Annotated in this window: 17 protein-coding genes; 4 read left to right on the forward strand and 13 right to left on the reverse strand. The window is 64.2% G+C overall.

Annotation, left to right across the window (positions count from 1 at the left end; translation table 11 throughout):
* The first annotated feature begins 67 nt into the window (after positions 1-67).
* Together ABWP22_RS00220 and ABWP22_RS00225 are read left to right on the forward strand one after the other, a co-directional pair.
* Positions 68-1216, forward strand: a complete 1149-nt coding sequence (locus ABWP22_RS00220; RefSeq protein ID WP_353197912.1) for an acyl-CoA dehydrogenase family protein — start codon at positions 68-70, stop codon at positions 1214-1216.
* A gap of 114 nt (positions 1217-1330) precedes the next feature.
* On the forward strand, positions 1331-2422 hold the full coding sequence (locus ABWP22_RS00225; protein WP_353197913.1) for a fatty acid desaturase family protein: 1092 nt from the start codon (positions 1331-1333) through the stop codon (positions 2420-2422).
* A gap of 151 nt (positions 2423-2573) precedes the next feature.
* On the opposite strand, the gene ABWP22_RS00230 is transcribed toward ABWP22_RS00225, so the two are convergent.
* From ABWP22_RS00230 to ABWP22_RS00280, 11 genes are all read right to left on the reverse strand, one after another.
* The gene (locus tag ABWP22_RS00230) at positions 2574-4304 is read right to left on the reverse strand and encodes a flavin-containing monooxygenase (RefSeq protein WP_353197914.1); all 1731 of its coding nucleotides are present in this window, start codon (positions 4302-4304) and stop codon (positions 2574-2576) included.
* A 157-nt stretch (positions 4305-4461) separates the two neighbouring features.
* Positions 4462-5601: a photosynthetic reaction center cytochrome PufC gene (gene pufC, locus ABWP22_RS00235; RefSeq protein WP_353197915.1), complete on the reverse strand. Its 1140-nt coding sequence runs from the start codon at positions 5599-5601 to the stop codon at positions 4462-4464.
* Positions 5598-6569 carry a photosynthetic reaction center subunit M gene (pufM, locus tag ABWP22_RS00240; protein WP_353197916.1) on the reverse strand — a complete coding sequence of 324 codons (972 nt, stop codon included), beginning with the start codon at positions 6567-6569 and terminating at the stop codon, positions 5598-5600. Before pufM ends, pufC begins: the two co-directional genes overlap by 4 nt.
* A gap of 15 nt (positions 6570-6584) precedes the next feature.
* The gene (gene pufL / locus ABWP22_RS00245) at positions 6585-7409 is read right to left on the reverse strand and encodes a photosynthetic reaction center subunit L (RefSeq protein ID WP_353197917.1); all 825 of its coding nucleotides are present in this window, start codon (positions 7407-7409) and stop codon (positions 6585-6587) included.
* Between the two features lie 139 nt (positions 7410-7548).
* Positions 7549-7731, reverse strand: coding sequence for a light-harvesting antenna LH1, alpha subunit (gene pufA, locus ABWP22_RS00250; protein ID WP_353197918.1), 183 nt, complete (start codon positions 7729-7731; stop codon positions 7549-7551).
* 12 nt (positions 7732-7743) lie between these two features.
* Entirely contained in the window at positions 7744-7974 is a 231-nt protein-coding gene (pufB, locus tag ABWP22_RS00255) for a light-harvesting antenna LH1, beta subunit (RefSeq protein WP_353197919.1), read from the reverse strand.
* Positions 7975-8160: 186 nt separating this feature from the next.
* Positions 8161-9612, reverse strand: a complete 1452-nt coding sequence (bchZ, locus tag ABWP22_RS00260; protein WP_353198403.1) for a chlorophyllide a reductase subunit Z — start codon at positions 9610-9612, stop codon at positions 8161-8163.
* Positions 9613-9681: 69 nt separating this feature from the next.
* Complete coding sequence (gene bchY / locus ABWP22_RS00265; protein ID WP_353197920.1) at positions 9682-11196, reverse strand: chlorophyllide a reductase subunit Y; 1515 nt, start codon at positions 11194-11196, stop codon at positions 9682-9684.
* Positions 11189-12184, reverse strand: a complete 996-nt coding sequence (locus ABWP22_RS00270) for a chlorophyllide a reductase iron protein subunit X (RefSeq protein ID WP_353197921.1) — start codon at positions 12182-12184, stop codon at positions 11189-11191. The genes bchY and ABWP22_RS00270 overlap by 8 nt, the downstream gene beginning before the upstream one ends.
* On the reverse strand, positions 12181-13113 hold the full coding sequence (gene bchC, locus ABWP22_RS00275) for a chlorophyll synthesis pathway protein BchC (protein ID WP_353197922.1): 933 nt from the start codon (positions 13111-13113) through the stop codon (positions 12181-12183). The genes ABWP22_RS00270 and bchC overlap by 4 nt, the downstream gene beginning before the upstream one ends.
* A gap of 213 nt (positions 13114-13326) precedes the next feature.
* The gene (locus tag ABWP22_RS00280; RefSeq protein WP_353197923.1) at positions 13327-14487 is read right to left on the reverse strand and encodes a methyltransferase; all 1161 of its coding nucleotides are present in this window, start codon (positions 14485-14487) and stop codon (positions 13327-13329) included.
* A 115-nt stretch (positions 14488-14602) separates the two neighbouring features.
* On the opposite strand from ABWP22_RS00280, the gene crtD reads away from it, so the two are divergent.
* Both crtD and ABWP22_RS00290 read left to right on the forward strand, forming a co-directional pair.
* On the forward strand, positions 14603-16171 hold the full coding sequence (crtD, locus tag ABWP22_RS00285) for a 1-hydroxycarotenoid 3,4-desaturase CrtD (protein WP_353197924.1): 1569 nt from the start codon (positions 14603-14605) through the stop codon (positions 16169-16171).
* 14 nt (positions 16172-16185) lie between these two features.
* The gene (locus ABWP22_RS00290) at positions 16186-17004 is read left to right on the forward strand and encodes a carotenoid 1,2-hydratase family protein (RefSeq protein ID WP_502951072.1); all 819 of its coding nucleotides are present in this window, start codon (positions 16186-16188) and stop codon (positions 17002-17004) included.
* Positions 17005-17153: 149 nt separating this feature from the next.
* Here the strand turns inward: ABWP22_RS00290 and ABWP22_RS00295 are convergent, their stop codons facing one another.
* Both ABWP22_RS00295 and ABWP22_RS00300 read right to left on the reverse strand, forming a co-directional pair.
* Positions 17154-17876: a hypothetical protein gene (locus tag ABWP22_RS00295; RefSeq protein WP_353197926.1), complete on the reverse strand. Its 723-nt coding sequence runs from the start codon at positions 17874-17876 to the stop codon at positions 17154-17156.
* A gap of 345 nt (positions 17877-18221) precedes the next feature.
* On the reverse strand, positions 18222-18539 hold the full coding sequence (locus ABWP22_RS00300; protein ID WP_353197927.1) for a helix-turn-helix domain-containing protein: 318 nt from the start codon (positions 18537-18539) through the stop codon (positions 18222-18224).
* Positions 18540-18602: the final 63 nt, after the last annotated feature.

Below are 18602 nucleotides of genomic sequence, written 5' to 3' on the forward strand. Positions count from 1 at the left end.
TCTTGCAAGACAGGTGACGACCCTGTCTCACTGGCCACATAAGATTGGCCAGCAATGTTCTCGGAGAATGACGATGCTCGAAGCCGCCGACCGCCGCGTTTATGGCCCCGATGAAACCGCGTTCCGCGACACGGTGCGCAAGGTCTTCGAAAAGGAGCTGATCCCCAATCTCGACCGCCATGAAGAAGAAGGCCTGGTCGATCGCAATTTCTGGCGCGCCTGCGGCGATGCCGGGCTGCTCTGCCCCGGCGTGCCGGAGGAGTATGGCGGGCTCGGCCTCGATTTCCGGTACAACGCGATCGTCGATGAAGAACTGTCCTATGCCGGTTCATCCGCCGGCATCACCCTGCAATCGGACATCATCGCCGATTATCTGATCGCCTATGGATCGGAAGAGCAGAAGCAGAAATATCTGCCGAAGATGATTTCCGGCGAGATCATCACCGCCATCGCCATGACCGAACCCGGCGCCGGCAGCGACCTGCAAGGCGTGAAGACCACGGCGCGCAAGGACGGCAACCATTATGTCATCAACGGTTCGAAGACCTACATCACCAACGGTCAGAACGCCGATCTGATCATCGTTGTCGCCAAGACCGAGCCGGACAAGGGCGCCAAGGGCACCTCCCTGATTCTGGTCGAGGCCGATCGCGAGGGCTTTGCGCGTGGCCGCAACCTCGACAAGATCGGCCAGAACAGTGCCGATACGTCGGAACTGTTCTTCAACGATGTGCGCGTGCCGATGACCAACTGCCTGGGTGAGGAGAACAAGGGCTTCATCTACCTGATGAGCCAGTTGCCGCAGGAGCGCCTGTCGATCGCAATTGCCGCCCAGGCCGGCGCGCAGCGCGCGTTCGACGAAGCGGTGAAGTTCGTCAAGGATCGCAAGGCGTTCGGCAAGACGGTGTGGGATTTCCAGAACACCAAGTTCGTGCTGGCCGGCCTGAAGACCGAGCTGCAGGTCGGCTGGGCGCATATCGATTGGGGCTTGCAGAAACTGATTGAAGGCAGGCTGACCGCCGCCGAAGCCAGCGCCGCCAAATTGTGGCACACCGAATTGCAGGGCCGGGTGTGCGATGAAGCGCTGCAACTGCACGGCGGTGCCGGTTACATGAACGAATATCCCATCGCCCGCCTGTGGCGCGACGCCCGCGTGGCGCGCATCTATGGCGGCACCAGCGAAATCATGAAGGAAGTGGTGAGCCGGACGATCTGACGTCTACCGCCGCCCAGGCTGCGACATTTTTCGCGGCGTTTTCGCCGGGTTTCTGCCCTTAACCCGACGCAATTTGCGGGCATAGGGCGGAGCATGAGAGCTGATGCGTCCCTGATGAATGTGAGCGTGGCCCGCCCGCTGGAGGCGCCGTTGCTGCGCGCCAGCGGCGGCGCCATGGCCGGGGAGGACATGGCGTTGATCAAGCTGGCGGCCGCGCTGGGCCGCGAGCTGGGCGCCTATCGGCCGGTCCTCTATTGGCTGGATACGCTGGCGTCGGCCATCGTCGGCTGGGGGGCGCTGGCGGCGCTGATCCTGGTGCCGGGTCTGCCGGTGGCGGCGCAGGCCGTGTTCGCGGTAGCGGCCGTGCTCGGCCTGTATCGGCTGGGCAGCTTCATCCATGAAATCACCCACATGAAGGCCGACAGCGTGCCGGGCTATCGCCTGGGCTGGAACCTCATCGCGGGCGTGCCGCTGATGATCCCCAGTTTCATGTATGAAGGCGTGCACACGTTGCACCATGCCAGGAACCGATATGGCACGGCGCGCGATCCGGAATATATGGCGCTGGCGCTGAAGCCGAAGCTGAGCCTGCCGCTGTTCGTGGCAGTCTCGGCGCTGGGGCCGATCGGGCTGATCATTCGCTGGGCGGTGCTGACGCCGCTGTCGCTGCTGCCGCCGGTGCGCGATTTCGTGCGGACACGGCTGTCGGCGCTGTCGATCAATCCGGATTTCCGCCGTGAGCCGCCGGTTGGTGCAGCGATGACGCGCTGGAACCTGATGGAGGCGGCAACGTCGCTGTTCGTCATCGCCGTGCTGGCTTCGGTGGCGGCTGGCATCATCCCGCTGCGCGCCGTCCTGATCTGGTTGGGCGTGCTGTCGGCCAGCATGGTGATCAACCAGGTGCGCACGCTCGCTGCGCATCTGTGGGAGAATGATGGCGCCGAGATGAGCATCACCGCGCAATATCTCGACAGCGTGAACGTGCCGCCGCCAGCCCTGCTGCCGGCACTGTGGGCGCCGGTGGGCCTGCGCTATCACGCGCTGCACCATCTGCTGCCCGGCCTGCCCTATCATGCGCTGGGCGCGGCGCACCGCCGGTTGCTGGCGGAATTGCCGGCGGGCAACGCCTTTCATGGCGGCAACCACCCCAGCCTGGCCGGCGTGGTCGCGCGGCTGTGGGCCAGCGCCGGCACCGCGCGAGGATAGGGTCCTTCCCTCCTATCAGGGCTTTGTCATGCTGGCGAAGGCCAGCATCCATTGGGCCGGCTTGCCCGTGTGTATCGACACAAGCACCCAGCCCCACGGTGGATGCTGGCCTGCGCCAGCATGACGTGGTTCAGGTGAAAAACGTCACCCGTCACGCCGGCTGGCCGTGCGCCTCCAGCCACTTGGCCACCCGGCCCATCGCCATCTCCACCAGATGCGGTGCCATGGTTTCCGGCGGCGGCGGGTAACTGGTGAATTCGCGGCTTTCGCTCAACAGCTGATCACCGCGGGCAATCACGAAGCCTTCCCAGCCCTTCGCCTTCACCGCGTTGCACGTGTCGGTATAATGGTGGAGCCCGCCGGCATAGGCCATGAAGCGACGTGGCTTGCCCGGCACGTTGGCGCCCATGTACCAGCTGTTGGCTTGCGGCAGCAGCGTCATCGCTGCGGTCTGGTCGCAATGGTCGGTCCACAGTTTTTCCGCTTCCGGGCTGGCCTCGATGCGGCCCGCTTGGCTGGCGTTCAGCGCCGCGATGATGTCGGCGACATATTCGACATGCTGTTCGATGCTGTGGATCATGTTGGTCAGCACCGAAGGGCTGCCCGGCCCGGTGATCAGGAACAGATTGGGAAAGCCGGCGACCATCAGGCCGAGATAGGTTTCCGGCCCGGCGGCCCAATGATCCTTGATCGTCTCACCGCCGACCCCGCGAATGTCGATGCGTTCGATGGCGCCGGTCATCGCGTCGAAGCCGGTGGCAAGCACGACCGCGTCGAAATCATGGCTGGCGGCCTGTGTCTGGATGCCGGTGGCCGTGAAGCTGACCAAGGGATCGGCGCGCAGATCGAGCAGCTCCACATTGTCGCGATTATAGGTGTCGTAATAGCCGGTATCGACACAGGGACGCTTGGTGGCGAAGGGGTGGTCCTTGGGTGTCAACAGTTCGGCCACGCGCGGGTCCTTCACCCGTTCGCGGATCTTCGCGGCGACGAAGTCATGCACGACGCGGTTGGCTTCCGGATCCAGCGCCTGATCGGCGAACGCGCCCAGGATACGGAAGCCCCCCCAGGCCCAGCGCCGTTCGAGTTCGGCCTTGATCTCGTCTGGCGGCGTGTGGATCAGGATGGCGTCTTCGCGCGCCTCGTTCCAGAAGCCGCCGACCGTGGCGCGGGACCGGGCGCGATAGGCGCGCGGATCGGCCAGCCATTCCTGGAAATCCGCGTCCGGGATCGGGCCGTTGTGGGCGGGCATGCTGTAGTTCGGTGTGCGCTGGAACACGGTGAGCTGGGCGGCCTGCGCGGCAATGATCGGGATCGACTGGATGGCCGACGAACCGGTGCCGATTATGCCGACGCGCTTACCGGTGAAATCGACGCCGTCGTGCGGCCAGCGCGAGGTGCGGTAAACGTCGCCCTGGTAGTCGTCGATGCCGGGGAAGGTGACATCGGTCGGCACCGAAAGGCAGCCCGTGGCCATCACCACGAAGCGCGCGGCGCGGGTTTCGCCGTTGTCCAGTGTCACGGTCCAGCCATCGGCGGCAGCATCCCAGTGGGCAGCCGTGACCCTGGTGTTGAAGCTAATGTCGCGGCTGAGATCGAAGCGGGTGGCGACATGATTGGCATAGGCCAGCAATTCCGGCTGTGGCGCATAGCGTTCCGTCCAGCGCCAGTCACGTTCCAGTGCTTCGTCAAAGCCGAAGCTATATTCCAGGCTCTGGATGTCGACGCGCGCACCGGGATAGCGATTCCAGTACCAGGTGCCGCCGACGCCGCTTCCGGCCTCGATCACCTGGACCTTCAGGCCCTGTTCGCGGCATTTCATCAACATGTACATGCCGGAGAAACCCGCGCCGACAATCAGCACATCCAGTCGTTCTGCCATGACCCTGTCCTCTCCCAAGACTGCGCCCCATTCGCGAGGTCTGCTGGCGACACGCTAACATGGCGCGGCGCGGTGGGAAGCTGGGATTATTGGGTGCGACACAAATGAAAAGGCCCGGCACCACCGGGTGCCGGGCCTTTCATGCATGGCACGACAATCAGGCGGCTGGCTTTTGGGTCGCCGTTTCCGCTGTTGCGTCCGCCGGTGCTGCGGCAGGCGCTTCGGCCACCACCGGCGCCGGGGCCGGGGCCGTGTCATAGCTGCCCTTCAGCGCCGGATAGTCCTTCAGCATCTTGTACCCACCCAGCGGCTTGTTCACGCCCTGGTGGCAGGTGGCGCAGTTGACCTTCAGCGGATCGCCATGCGGACCACGACGATTGCCATAGGTGCCCTTGCCATTCGCCGGCCAGACATCACCCAACGCACTGATATAGTTGTTGTTGATATCCCGCACCATGCGGATGCCATACCAGGCGGTGACACGCTGCGGCCGGCTGTCTTCCCACTTCGCGAAGTTGTTCGAGTTGTGGCAGTAGCTGCAGTTCACGCCGAGACCCTGGCTGATGTGCATCATCAGGCCGTAGGTCTTCTCGGTGCTCTGGATCGAGGCATTGCTGGCTGCCGTCGGGAAGGCCTTGCCGCCGACGCGGATCGATTCCTTGCCAGCCAGGTAATCCGTGAACGGATCATAGGCGAGGCTGGAATAGGCAACCGTCTTGGACGGCGTGTTGCCGCCGCGCTTGTTGCCCGCGATCGTGGCGGGATCCGGCACAGCCGTCGACCAGTTGTAAGCCGGGACCGGTTGGCCACGGTGACAGGTCCAGCAGGTGACGCCGGCATTCTGCTGGCCAGCGAAGTGCGGAACCCACTCGGCGTTCACCTTGCGGGTCATCAGCAGCATCTTGCGGGCGACGACCTTGGTGTATTTCTCGTCGGACGCCATGTTCTCAGGGTTGTGGCAATAATTGCAGCCAGCATCCTTGATGGCACTGCCGTCCGGCGCGACCCAGTTGGTCATCGCCTGCATCAGGTAGTTGAACTCGTCCACCGAGACATCGCCCAGCACCTGGACGTTCTGGTAAGCCTCACGGGATTTCTGCCCGGTCAGCATGTCGGCCGTGAGTTCATAGGGCGGAGCCGGAACTTCACCCACCTTGGCCTTGCTGTCCGGATCACTGATCAGCACCAGCGCCGTGCCGCGCGGGCCGACCTGTTCCTGTTCCTTCATCCCCAGTTCGCAGCCCGCCAGCAGCAGCGCCGGCAGCGCGATGGCCACAAGCTTGTTCAGCGCGTTCATTGCGGTGCTCCCGGAAGCGTGGAGGGATCGATGACACCGGTTGCGGGGTATTCGAGCGCGAAGCCATGCTGCACGGCCCAGAGATACCAATTGTCGACGACGGTGCCGGTAAGCAGGATGCCGATGCCGCCCGTGAGGGTGGTCAACACGGCGAACCACCAGGCCCAGCGGTGGATCGATTCCATCGTGGCGTTCCAACCCATCGTCCAGCGCCAGAACAAGGCGGCGCGTTCGGATGCGGTGCCACGATCGGTGATCTGTTCGATTTCGCGTTCACCGCCGTAACGGCCAACCGCGAGGATGGTGGCGCCGTGCATGGCGAACAACAGGGTCGAACCATAGAGGAAGACGATGCTGAGCGCGTGGAACGGGTTGTAGAACAGGTTGCCGTAGCGGATCGAGAAGGCTGCGGTCCAATCCAGGTGCGGGAAGATGCCGAACGGCACGGCTTCCGCCCAGCTGCCCATCATCAGCGGGCGAATGAAGCCCAGCACAAGATACAGCCAGATCGCCGAACCGAACGCCCAGGCAACGTGCGTGCCCATGCCGAGTTCCTTGGCGCGCACATAGGTGCGCGCCCACCACAGCAGGATGGATGCGGTCAGGAAGAAGCCGGCCGCAATCCACCAGCCGCCATCATTGAGCGGCACGTTCGCGGTGAAGCCGTACTTGGCCGGCGGCGGTTCGAGCGCGAGCCAGAAGAACTGGCGCACGAACTGGATCGGGCTCCAGTTCACCGAGGCGGCCATGTTGAGCCCGATGATCTCGATGGCGATGAAGCCAGCGATCAGCGACGCAACACCGAGTGAGCCGAGGTAGACCGGACCAAGCTGAGCGCCGCCCAGCTTGCCCATCAACCAGGAGGTGCCGAACGGGCCGATGCGGGCATCGTTGTGCGGTCCCAGCGGCACGCCGGGTTCCAGCTCACCGCGGAGCTGAACCTGCGTGAAGAGATTTTGATAAGCCATGGTGCTTGTCCGTCCTCAACGCCAGATCGGCAGGTTGAGCCACCAGGTCCACCATTCGGGCCAGCCACGTGACCAGAAGGGGCCTGAGATGATGATGCACACCGCGCTCCAGAAGCCGGCGTTCATTGCCAGCAACAAGCCCACACGGTGAATGCCGAGCGTTCCCACCGAATACCCGATCAGGTCGCGGAAGAACGTGTCTTCATACTCCGGCGATTTCACGGTTTCGCCCTTGGCCGGATTGACCGCCGAAAGCACCAGTGCGCCGTGCAGACCGAGCGCCAAGGTGGTGGTGAAGAAGAAGCTCACCGCCAGCATGTGCGCCGGGTTGTAGTGGAAATGCAGATATTGATAGCCGGTGTTGGACACCCAATCGAGGTGCGGGAAGATCCCGTAGGGGAAGCCATAGCCCCAGGCGCCCATCAACATCGGGCGGAACACCACCAGCGTGACATAGGCGAAAATCGCCATGCCGAAGGCTGCGGGCACATGATAACCGATGCCGAGTTTCCGGCAGATTTCGACTTCGCGCAGCGCCCAGCTGCCAAAGGCGCCGATCGCGCAGATCGTGATGATCTGCCACAGTCCGCCGGCCTTCAGAGGAGCCAGTGCCAGCCCATAGCTGATATCCGGCGGCGCGATATTGATAAGCCACGGGTTCCACGTCGGACCGATGGCGGCGCCGTACAGGATCAGCGCGGTGCCGAGGGCGGCGAAGAAAGTGGTCGTGACCCCGAAGAATCCGACATAAAAAGGACCAACCCAGAAATCGAAGAGGTCGCCGCCGATGAGCGTGCCGCCTCGCACTCGATATTTTCGTTCAAAACTCAGCACTGCCATGGCGCATCTCCTCCTCGACCCCGCAATTCACGCCGGCACGTCACCAAACGGCACGTTCTGCGAAGACGGATGGGCGGGCGTTTTAACGAACCCGCCCATCACGTCAGCAGAATCAGCCGGTCGGGCTGCCTGACTTGCGTCAGGCGGCCAGGTTGGCTTCGATGGCGGCCGTGGGAGCGGCAGCCGGTTCGGCACCGTCGAGCCAGTTGTAGCGTTCGGTGCTGAGCAGGATGAAGTGAATCAGGACTGCCAGCGTGAACAGGAACACGGCCAAGGCGGTCAGGATGCGCTGCGGATTGAATGTTTGCCAGATCTTCCACATTTTCGTCGCTCCTTAAGCCAGCGGCGCAGCGGTGCGCGAGGCATCCGCTTGCTGGATCTGGTGGATTTCCACGGCCGCATACGGACGCTTGGATCCGAACCACGGACGCCACACCCAAACCAGCCAGTGGGCGATCACCGCCACAATCACGAAAAACGCCATCGACACGACGAAGCCCCGATGGAACTCCTTCGCTTCGGCGTCGGTCAGGTAGGTACCCGGACCAATCTTGTTGTCACTCATGCCTTTTCCTCCGATGGTTCCGCCGCACGAGACCGTCATAGCCCCGCCCGACCGGCGGCTTTGCGGCGTAGGATGATTCCACCGCAAAGTATTTGAAGCCTGTTGGGGGCAACCCCGCAAGGCCAATTCCGACATTGCCGACCATGGCAAGTTTGTAATGGTTTGAAAAGAGGGAGAACGCGTCAATCACGCAGATTGTGCTTCATAAAGTCGCGCGGCAACGCGCAGCCTGTCGATTGTGACGAGTTTCTCACCGGCGTCGCGGGTGGCGCGCTCTGCCGCATCACGCAAACGCTTGGCCGCAGAAATGCGCACCAGCACCGGTTCCTTGTCAACCATGCGATCCAGCTCCGACCGGGCATCGTCCTCCCACAGCACCGCCTCCAGCAGCCGCGCCGGCGTGGCATCGGCCTTGTCCATCATGGTGGACAGCGGCAGGATGAAGAACAGCGCATCGAACAGCGCATTGCACACTTCCTGCATCAGCCAGGTGCAGCCGGCATAGCCCATGTACGGCGTGCCGGTGTGGCGCCGGATGGCGGCGCCGGGGAAGCTGGCGTTGATGTAGATCGAACGGCTGTTGGCCTCTGCCATGTACATGCGTTCGTTGTAGCTGCCGAACACGATCAGCGGGCTGGTGGTGCGGATCGCTTCCCGCACCGCCTGATTGTCGGGCTTCACGCCGGCGTTGCGCTGGAAACTGAACACGCAGGGCATGCCCATGTCGTCTTCCAGGAACACCTTCATGCCGCGCGCATAGGTTTCGGTCGCCACGATGCCAAAGCTGGCGGTGGCAAAGAAATCCTGCGTCACGCTGCGCCACAGATCCCACAAGGGCTTGATCGTGGTGTGCTTTTCCTTCTCAATGAACGGTTCCGGATCGATACCGGTCAATTCACCCAGTTTGCGCAGGAACGCCGTGGTGCTGGCCAGCCCGATCGGCGCCTGCAGATAGGGCCGTTCCAGCGTCTCGCACAGATTGCGACCCCATTCGCGGTACATGCACACATTCACCGAGGCGTCGGCCAGGCGGCGGATGTCGGCCAGATGGGTCCCCAGCGGGAACACCATGTTGACCTCGCAGCCCACGCCTTCGATCAGCCGGCGGATTTCGGCCAGATCGGACGGCATGTTGAACGTGCCATATTGCGGCCCGATGATGTTGACGAGCGGCTTCTCGCCCTCCTTGCGCGCCTTGGGCGCCGGCATCTTCTTCGGCCCGAATTCCTTCCACAACCAGGTCAGCGCCCGGTCGGCCGATTGCCACTGATCCTCATCGATGGTGCGCGGCAGGAAGCGCACGATGCTGGTGCCTTCCGGCGTCACGCCGCCGCCGATCATTTCGGCGATCGATCCGGTGACGACCACCGACGGCAACGACGGGTCCAGCGTCTTCCAGGCGCGTTTCATGGCGCCTTCGGTGCCGGTCTTGCCCAGTTCCTCCTCGGCAAGACCGGTAACGACGATGGGCAGTTCGTGCGGCGGCAGGCCGTCGGTATAGTGCAGCACCGAAGTCACCGGCAGATTTTCACAGCCCACCGGGCCGTCGATGACAACTTGCAGGCCCTTCACCGAGGTGAAGCTGTACACTGCACCCCAGTAGCCACCGGCCCTGTCATGATCGAGCACCAACATCAGAACGCCTCCATGACCGTGGAGACGATCATGACAAAACCGACAACTTCATGAACCAGAACCAGCATGGTATCAGTTTCCGATGGCTTCGCTCGCCTTGGCGGCGGCGATCATCTTGCCTGCGAACTTCTTCTTGAACTCCGGCCGGTCAACCGGAACATCTTCCCAGATGCCGGCGGCATGGCCTTCGCCCACCCCGGCGAAAAAGCCCTTCATCATGTCGAAGCGGTCCTTGTTGCCGAGCGCCGCATTGATGACCTGGGCGAGGCTGCCGGCACCGGCGGGGCCCATCAGCGGGCGGGCCGAGATCAGATTGGTGAAATACAGGCCGGGTGTCGCCTTGCTCTTGGCGTGCTGCACCACCGGCGTGGTGCCGATGGCCAGATCCGGGCCATATTCCTCCACGGCGGCGATGTCCTGTTCCAGGCTGGCGCGATACTGGATGCGCACGCCCCTGGCTTCCAGCCACTCGCGGTCCGGATCGGACCAGCGGGTGCGCGGGCAGGCGGTGCCCACATAGGGCACATCGGCGCCCGATTCGATCAGCAGGCGGGCCACCAGCAATTCCGACCCTTCGTAACCCGAAACGGTGATGCGGCCCTTGATCGGTTTGGCCGCCAGGGCGCCGGCAATCGCCGGCAGCCACTTGTTCTGCGCCGCGGCGACCTTGTCGGCCGACAGGCCGAAGGCGTCGCCGATCGCAGCAAGCCAGGCGGCAGTGCCGTCACGGCCAACAGGGGCGGAGCCAATGATGGTGCGGCCAGCGGCTTCGAACTCCCGCACGGCCGCGGTGTAGAAGGGGTGAATGGCCGCGACCACGGGCGACGCCAGCGCCGCATACAGTTCACGCCATTCCCGCGTCGGCACCACCGGCCCGGTCGTCAGGCCCATCGGTTCCAGCAGCATCGAAATGCCCACCGGATCGGCCGGGAACATTTCGCCCAGCAGCGTCACGGTCGGCTTGTCGGGCATCACAGCGGGCGCCGCGACCGGGCCGGCCATGATTTCATTGCGGGCATAGTGGAGCATGGCGCCGGCCAGCACATCCTTGGCTTCGGCATGGGTCGGCACGCCAAAGCCCGGCACATCGATGCCGATGATGCGCACGCCATTGATCTGATCAGGCAAGAGTTGCAGCGGCACGCCGGAAGCCGTCGGCACGCACAAGTTGGTCACCACGATCGTGTCGTACAGCGCCGGATCGGCCATGTCGTGCACGGCCTCGCGGATATCCTCGAACAATTTGCCGGTAACCAGCGTTTCCGAACTGAACGGCACATAACCCACCGTGCGCCGCGCCCCATAGAAATGCGACGTGAAGGTGAGGCCATATACACAGCAGGCCGAACCGGACAGGATGGTGGCGGTGCGGCGCATGCGCAGGCCGACGCGCAGCGAACCGAACGCCGGGCACATGGATTGCGGCTGGTCGTGCGGACCCTTCGGATAGTCGGCCGCATAACGGTCGAGCACTTCGGATTTGCCGGCCTTGGCGGCGGCATCACGCATCGTATCGGCACCGGCGTGGCAGCCGGCGCCTTCGGCCACCGGCAGCGCCTCGATGGTGGGGGCAAGCTCCTCAGACATTGTCGTACACCACTTCCAGGGTCGGCCTGGTTTCGTAGGTGCCGCCGCGCAGATCGGCCTGGGTGGCCGGCTTCAGCACGACGTTGCCGCCGGTGTCTTCCGGCTTGAACAGGCCCAGCAGGCCATCCTGATCGAGCGGGGTCGGCCGCACCGGCGGTGCGGTTTCGACGGCTTCGGCCAGTTCGGCAAACAACGGGCCCCACTGGCTCTCGCTGGTGCCGATGATCTGATAATTGGCGGATTTCTTGCGGATGTCGTCGTGGGCCGGGATGCTGACCAGCACCGGAATGCCCACGGCATTGGCAAAGGCCTGGGCTTCGCCCGAACCATCATCCTTGTTGATCAGGATGCCGGCAACGCCGACATTGCCGCCCATCTTGCGGAAATATTCCACGGCCTTGCAGACATTGTTGGCGACATAGAGCGATTGCAGATCGTTCGAAGCGACCACGATCACCTTCTGGCACATGTCGCGGGCGATCGGCAGGCCAAAGCCGCCGCACACCACGTCGCCGAGGAAATCCAGCAGCACATAATCGAAGCCCCAATCGTGGAAGCCCAGCTTTTCCAGGGTTTCAAAACCATGGATGATGCCGCGACCGCCGCAGCCACGGCCGACTTCCGGCCCGCCCAGTTCCATGGCGAACACGCCGTCGCGCTGGAAGCACACATCCTCGATCGACAATTCTTCCCCGGCCAGCTTCTTGCGGCTGGAGGTTTCGATGATCGTCGGCGTCGCCTTGCCGCCAAACAGCAGGCTGGTGGTGTCGCTCTTGGGATCGCAACCGATCAGCAGCACGCGCTTGCCCTGCTGCGCCATCATGTAGGACAGGTTGGCGAGCGCGAAGCTCTTGCCGGAACCGCCCTTGCCATAAATGGCGATGATCTGGGTTTCCTTGGTGACTTCACCGGTGTGGACAGGATCCGGTTCGAGATCGGCCTCATCACGAAGCGCGGCGACCTGATCGAGAAGTGCGTTGATGCTCATGCGATATTTCTCCAGTCGAAGACCATCTTGAGACAGGTTGGGTCCGAAAAGGCGCGCCCATATTCGGTCGGGGCCTCAGCTGCCGGAACCCGGTGCGTCACAAGGCCCTCGAGTGACAGCCCACCGCTGCCCACCATGGCGAAACATGTCGCCAGATCGTCAGGCTGGAACTCTGTGGCGATGCGGATACGCGCTTCACGCCGGAAGGCCGGCGCGAAGTTGAACGACAGCGGTTCGCTGTAAAAGCCGGCCAGCACGATCTCGCCGCCGCGTGCCATGTGCATGACGGCCGAATCGAGAATGCGATGGTCACCGCTGGCGTCGTAGATCGAGCGGTAATCGCGCCGCTCGTCGCTTTCGGGCTTGATCACCCGATAACCCTCGCCACCCGACATGCGGGCGTCGTTGATTTCCCACACCACCGGCTCCACGCCGGCCGCCAGCGCCAGCCGCGCCAGCAGGCGGCCGAGCACGCCGTGACCGATGATCAGATCCGGCATTTCACCGCCGGCCACCGCATGCTGCGCCGTGGCGGCCAGGCTCATCAGCACGGCCTGTTCGCCCATGCCGTCGGGCATCGGTATCACCCGCGCCGCACCGGTGATCACCCGGCGGGCCTGCCCGCCGAACAGGCCGCGCGCGCCTTCGAATTTCGAGGAGCCCGGCACGAACACCGTCTGGCCGATGCGATCGCGCTGATTGGCGCCGGCATCGACGATGGTGCCCACCGCCTCATAGCCCGGCACCAGCGGGTAACCCATGCCGGGGAACGCCGGCATGGTGCCGTTGTACATCAATTTTTCCGTGCCCATGGAGATGCCGGAATAATCCACTTCCACCACCACGTCATCGGCGTCGGGCGGAACCAGCGTGAGACGACGCAGGGCGACGCGCTCAGGCTCCTCCACAACAACGGCCAATGTGTCCATTCAATCACCCCTAAACGAGTGCCGGCCAGCTGCAGTGCAACCGGCCAGGCCCCCTCAAACCTGCGGCAATCTATCCAAAGCCCCAGTCGGCTGTAAAGCGCGCTTGACGGGAGTGGAAGCAAAAAATTGGACAAGGACGGTCCACTTTAGGGCTTGACGGGGTTGGCGATTCGGCAATCCGCCCAAAAAATCGGCGCCATGGCCGCTGCAGCCTCAGCGTTCGGCCACGATCAGCCGCGTGACCATCGGCAGCGCGGTGGTCAGTTCACGGGCGTTGCGAAAGCCGGCATCGGCCAGCAACGCCAGATAGGCGGCGGCGGCGCGCGGCCTGCCCGATCCCATCGCCCACAGATACAGGCCGAAATAGGCATCGCCCATCACTTCGGCCCCCGGCGTGCCGGCCATCGGTTCGGCGATCAGCAGCCGGCCGCCGGGCGGCAGCGCAGCATGCGCCTTGGCCAGCAGCGCGCGCACCACATCGTCATCATGATCGTGGCAGATGCGCACCAGGCTGATCAGATCGGCGCCGGGCGGCAGCGGATCGTCGCGAAAACTGCCGCCGTGCCGCGCGACGTGGGAAAGCCCGCGCGCCGCCAGTTTCGGCCCGGCGCCGGCCACCACCGCCGGCAGATCGAACAATTGCATGGCGAGGCCCGGGTGGCGCGCCGCCACCTCGGCCAGGAAGCCGCCATGGCCGCCGCCGACATCCATGATGCACCGGTGCCGATCGAATCGATAGGCATCCAGCACCTGTTCGGCGACCATCGGCTGGCTGGCCGCCATCAACGCCGAATAGGGCGCCACTTCGCCGCCACCGTCGCCCTGCCAGCTCGCCGCATCGGCCGTTGCCGGCAATCCCTGCCCGGCCGCCGGCGCATAGGTCCAGAAGGCGGCGAGCTTGCCCTGCCCGCGGCCACGGCCCAGCATCGCCAGCGGATCGGCGAGATCATCATAGAAAATCTTGTGATGCTCGATCATCGCCAGCGCGCCCTGGTTGGACGACAGCGCCGCGCCGCGCTGGCCCAGCACCCACAGATCAGGCGCGGCCAGCTCCACGAGATCGACAGCCTTGGCGGCCCCCAACAGGCGCTGCATCGCCTCCACCGGCAGGTCGGCCACCTGCGCCAGCGCGGCCGTGCTGGCCGGCCCCTGGGCCAGGGTGCGAATCACCCCGGCATCCACCGCCGCCGTCAGCGCCTTGGTCTGCACAAAACCGGTGATCACCGCGAACATCGCATTGGCATGGAAGCGCGCGACACGGCGGAAGATGGGCACGCGCATGGCAAAACGCTGGAACGCCGGGTTCATCAGCACCCGGTTGCGCGCGTTCAGCCAGCGCAGTTTCCAGCCGATCGGGGCATCATTCGCGGCCATTCAGGGAGCCCCAAAGGTCAAAGATGTCATGAAATGATCTGGACAGGTCTGGCACAAGGGGTCAATCATCCGGGGATCAGTCAGGTTTGGCAGTCAGGTTTGAACGGAGAGCGTCTTGGCAGGCCCTGACGGCGTTGTCATCATCGGTGCGGGCATGGGCGGGCTGAGCGCGGCCGTGCTGTTGGCGGCGCGCGGGGTGCCGGTGACAGTGGTGGAGCGCATGGGCGCCCCCGGCGGCAAGCTGCGCACCGTCGATGTCGGCCCCCCCGGCCAAAGCGTCGCCGTGGATGCCGGCCCCACCGTGTTCACCCACCGGCCCGTGTTCGAACGGATTTTCGCCGATGCCGGCGCCATCCTCGATGATCATCTCACCCTGGTGAAATCCGAATCGCTCGCCCGCCATGCCTGGCAGGATGGCAGCCGCCTCGATCTGTGGGCCGATCACGCCCGCAGCCGCGATGCCGTCGCCGCCTTTGCCGGCACGGCAGAGGCGCAAGGCTGGGAGCGGTTCCAGCGCGAAGCCGCGCGCATCTGGAACGCGCTGCAAACCCGCTTCATGGAAAGCCCGGCGATGAACCCGGTGGGCCTCGCCCTGAAATACGCGCCGTTCCACCTGCACGAAATGTTCGCCATCAACCCGTTCCAGACGCTGTGGAAGGCGCTTGGCGGCTATTTCCGCGATCCGCGCCTGCTGCAGCTTTATGGCCGCTATGCCACCTATACCGGTGCCGATCCCTTCCAGGCCAGCGCCACCTTGATGCTGATCGCGCATCTGGAGGCGCGCGGCGTCTGGCTGGTCGATGGCGGCATGCACGAAGTGGCGCGGCAACTCGCGGCGCTGGCGGAGCGGCTGGGCGCGCGCTTCGTCTACAACGCGCATGTTTCCGAGATTCTGGTCCGCAACGGCCGCGCCGCCGGGGTGAAACTGGCCAGCGGCGAGGAGATCATCGGCGGCGATGTCCTGTCCAACGGCGATGTCTCGGCGCTGGCCGCTGGCCGCTTCGGCCCGGCCGCGTCGCGCGCCGTCACTGGCGTGAAACCGCAGGATCGATCCTTGTCCGGCCTGGTCACCATGATGACGGCCGAGGCCAGCGGTTTCGATCTCGATCGCCACAATGTGTTCTTCTCCACCGACTATGCCGCCGAATTCCGGCAGATCTTCGCCGAACGCCGCTTGCCGGCCGAACCCAGCATCTATGTTTGTGCGCAGGATCGCGGTATCCATGTTCCCCCGGCCGGTCCGGAACGCTTTCAATTGATCGTCAATGCGCCCGCCACTGGCGATGGGCAGCCACCAAGTGAAGAGGAGATGGCCCAATGTCAGATGTCGACCCTGGCCGTGCTGGCCCGGTGCGGGCTGACGTTGAAGCCGACGGCAATGGTGCCGGTGGGCCCGGCGATGTTCGAGGCACTTTTCCCTTCGAGCGGTGGGGCCCTTTATGGTCGGGCCTCGCACGGGTGGCAGGCCAGCTTCCGCCGGCCTGGCAGCAAGACGAAGCTGCCCGGGCTCTGGGTGGCGAGTGGCTCGGCGCATCCGGGGGCGGGCGTGCCGATGGCGGCCTTGTCCGGCCGCTTGGCGAGCGCAGCGATCCTGCAGGCCCGCGGTTTGACCAGGACGTTCCATCCGGCGGCTACCGCTGGTGGTATGTCGACGCCGAAAGCGACTGCGGACAATATGGCCTGACCATCATCGCCTTCATCGGCTCGGTCTTCTCCCCCTATTACAAGGCCGCCGGGCGCGGCGCACCGGAAGACCATGTGTCGCTCAACGTCGCGCTCTATGGCCGGGGCGTCCGCCGCTGGGCGATGACGGAGCGGGGCACCGGCGCGCTGTGGCGCGATCGTACCACCCTGCGCATCGGCCCCAGCCAGGTGCGCTGGGACGGGCAGACATTGGTGATCGACATCGAGGAAGAAAGCGCCGTGCTGCCGCTCCCCGTGCGCGGCCAGGTGCGGGTGACGCCGATGGTGTTCGGGCAACGCCGCTTCCGCCTCGATCCGTCGGGCCGGCACGTCTGGGAACCGCTCGGCCCCTGCGCGCGCGTGGAGTTGACCTGCTCCAACCCCAACATCAGTTGGGCCGGCACCGGCTATCTCGATGCCAACCACGGATCGGAGCCGCTGGAAGCCGGCTTCGCCGATTGGCAATGGAGCCGCGCGCATCTGGCCGATGGATCAACCGCGGTGATGTACGAAGGCCAGCTGCGCGACGGCACGGATTTCGGCATGGCCCTGAAGATCGGCCCGGACGGCCAGGCCGAAGTGATGGAAATGCCCGCCCGCGTCGTCCTCCCCAAAACCGCCTGGCGCCTCGACCGCTTCACCCGCGCCGACGCCGGCTACACCGCGCGCGTCCGCGCCACCTGGGAGGATACGCCCTTCTACAGCCGCACGGCGCTGGCCACGCGGCTGTGGGGCGAGGATGTGGTGGCGGTGCATGAGTCGCTGAACATGAATCGCTTCGCGACGGGCGCGGTGCAGTGGATGCTGCCGTGGCGGATGCCGCGGAAGGTGTGAGGAAAGGCACCTCAGTTTACCGGTAACGAACCGTACCTGCACCCGTTCCGGCACCGCCCAAGCCGCTGCAATCTTCAGGATCATACCGAGAGTCAGCGCGCGCTTTCGTGCAAGGATTTCGCTGGCGCGGGATTGGCCCACCAGCGCGGTCATTCAACCCTTACAGACCCGAAAAGGGTTGCACACTGGACGCCCCTGGCAGCGACCAGAATACTGAACCCTCCGAACGACACTCCGTTCACGGTGAACGTGCCTGCAGTATTGCTTGGAAAGACAGCTTTTACCGCCTGGCCGGCGGGCGCCCCATTTACGGAGACTGTCGGACCATTGGGGATCAGCGTTACGGGCAAAGGCGCCTTCGGCCCCGGCACGAGTACGACCGTCACCGTGATCGGAACATTGATCCGCAGTGTTGGTGGGTTGGATGATGGTGTGTTTGGCGGGATGGCTGAGGTAAGGAGCAGTTTTGGTGGGATAAACAGCAAGCGATCATAACCAGGCTTGCCTTTAACGTCGCCCTTGATGATGAATTCGTTGAACTGGTTAATCGGGACAGTGTTGCCTGGGTCCAAGACCCTCTGCTCCCCGGGCGGCAGGCAATCCGGACCTGGAGCCTCGATCGTGGTATCCGGCGCTGGAACCGGCGAGAAGCCGTTCAGCGGGTTGCCGTTGAGCGTTGCGGTAAACCCACGCGAATAGTCTTTCGGAAGATAGGCCTTGAGTGACGTAACCGGCACATCCGCCGTGACGACCCGCTGGAGCCCATAAGTCGCCTTCTTGCCCGAAGGATCAATGATCTTGAAGCCATAGCATCCTGACAACAGCATCGACAAAGCGACGGCGGCGATACTCGACTTGAAGGCAGAGGTCATGATCACGCTCCTGGTCTAAGATGGATAGCTGTTTGAGATCTCCGAAACGGCAATTGCAATCGTTACAACCATAATTCTAACATGGTAAATTCCTACGGCAATAGGTTTCCGCCAGCGGGGACTCCCCTCTGCCAATATACTTGGCAACGTCATCAAGTCTCAACGAAGCAACCGTCAGACCGCGCGCTTTTCCCGCTCGCGCAATTGAAGCTGATGGCGGACTAACCGGCCCGATTCATGAGCGAATATGCCGGCGCTTTGTCGATCTGGCTCTGAGGTTTCCGACGGAAGCGGGCCGCGGTTTTGTGGCATTACGGTGACAATGCACGCAATTCATCGTTTAACCTAGGCCGCTGCGATCTTGCGGATCATGCCGAGCGTCAGCGCGCGTTTGCGGGCGAGGATTTCGGTGGCGCGGGATTGCCCGACCAGCGCGGCCACATCGGCGCTTGTGTGGCCGTTCATCGCCATCGCAGCTTCGATGGCCTGCACCGGATCGAGCGGAGCGATGGGCCAGCGGTGCGCTTCATAGGCATCGACCAGCGTCACCAGCACATCCAGCCGGTCGCTGGCGTCGCTGCCGTCTTCGGCGTCCCACAGGGCTTCGATTTCGCGCAGGGCGGCTTCGTGGTCGGCATCGGTGCGGATGGGGCGGATGTGCATGGGTGTGGCCGGGTTTTGGGCAGCGAGGTCACCCGGCATCACAAAGCACACGTCACCCCGGCG

Source organism: Sandarakinorhabdus sp., from assembly GCF_040398665.1.
Lineage (GTDB): Bacteria > Pseudomonadota > Alphaproteobacteria > Sphingomonadales > Sphingomonadaceae > Sandarakinorhabdus.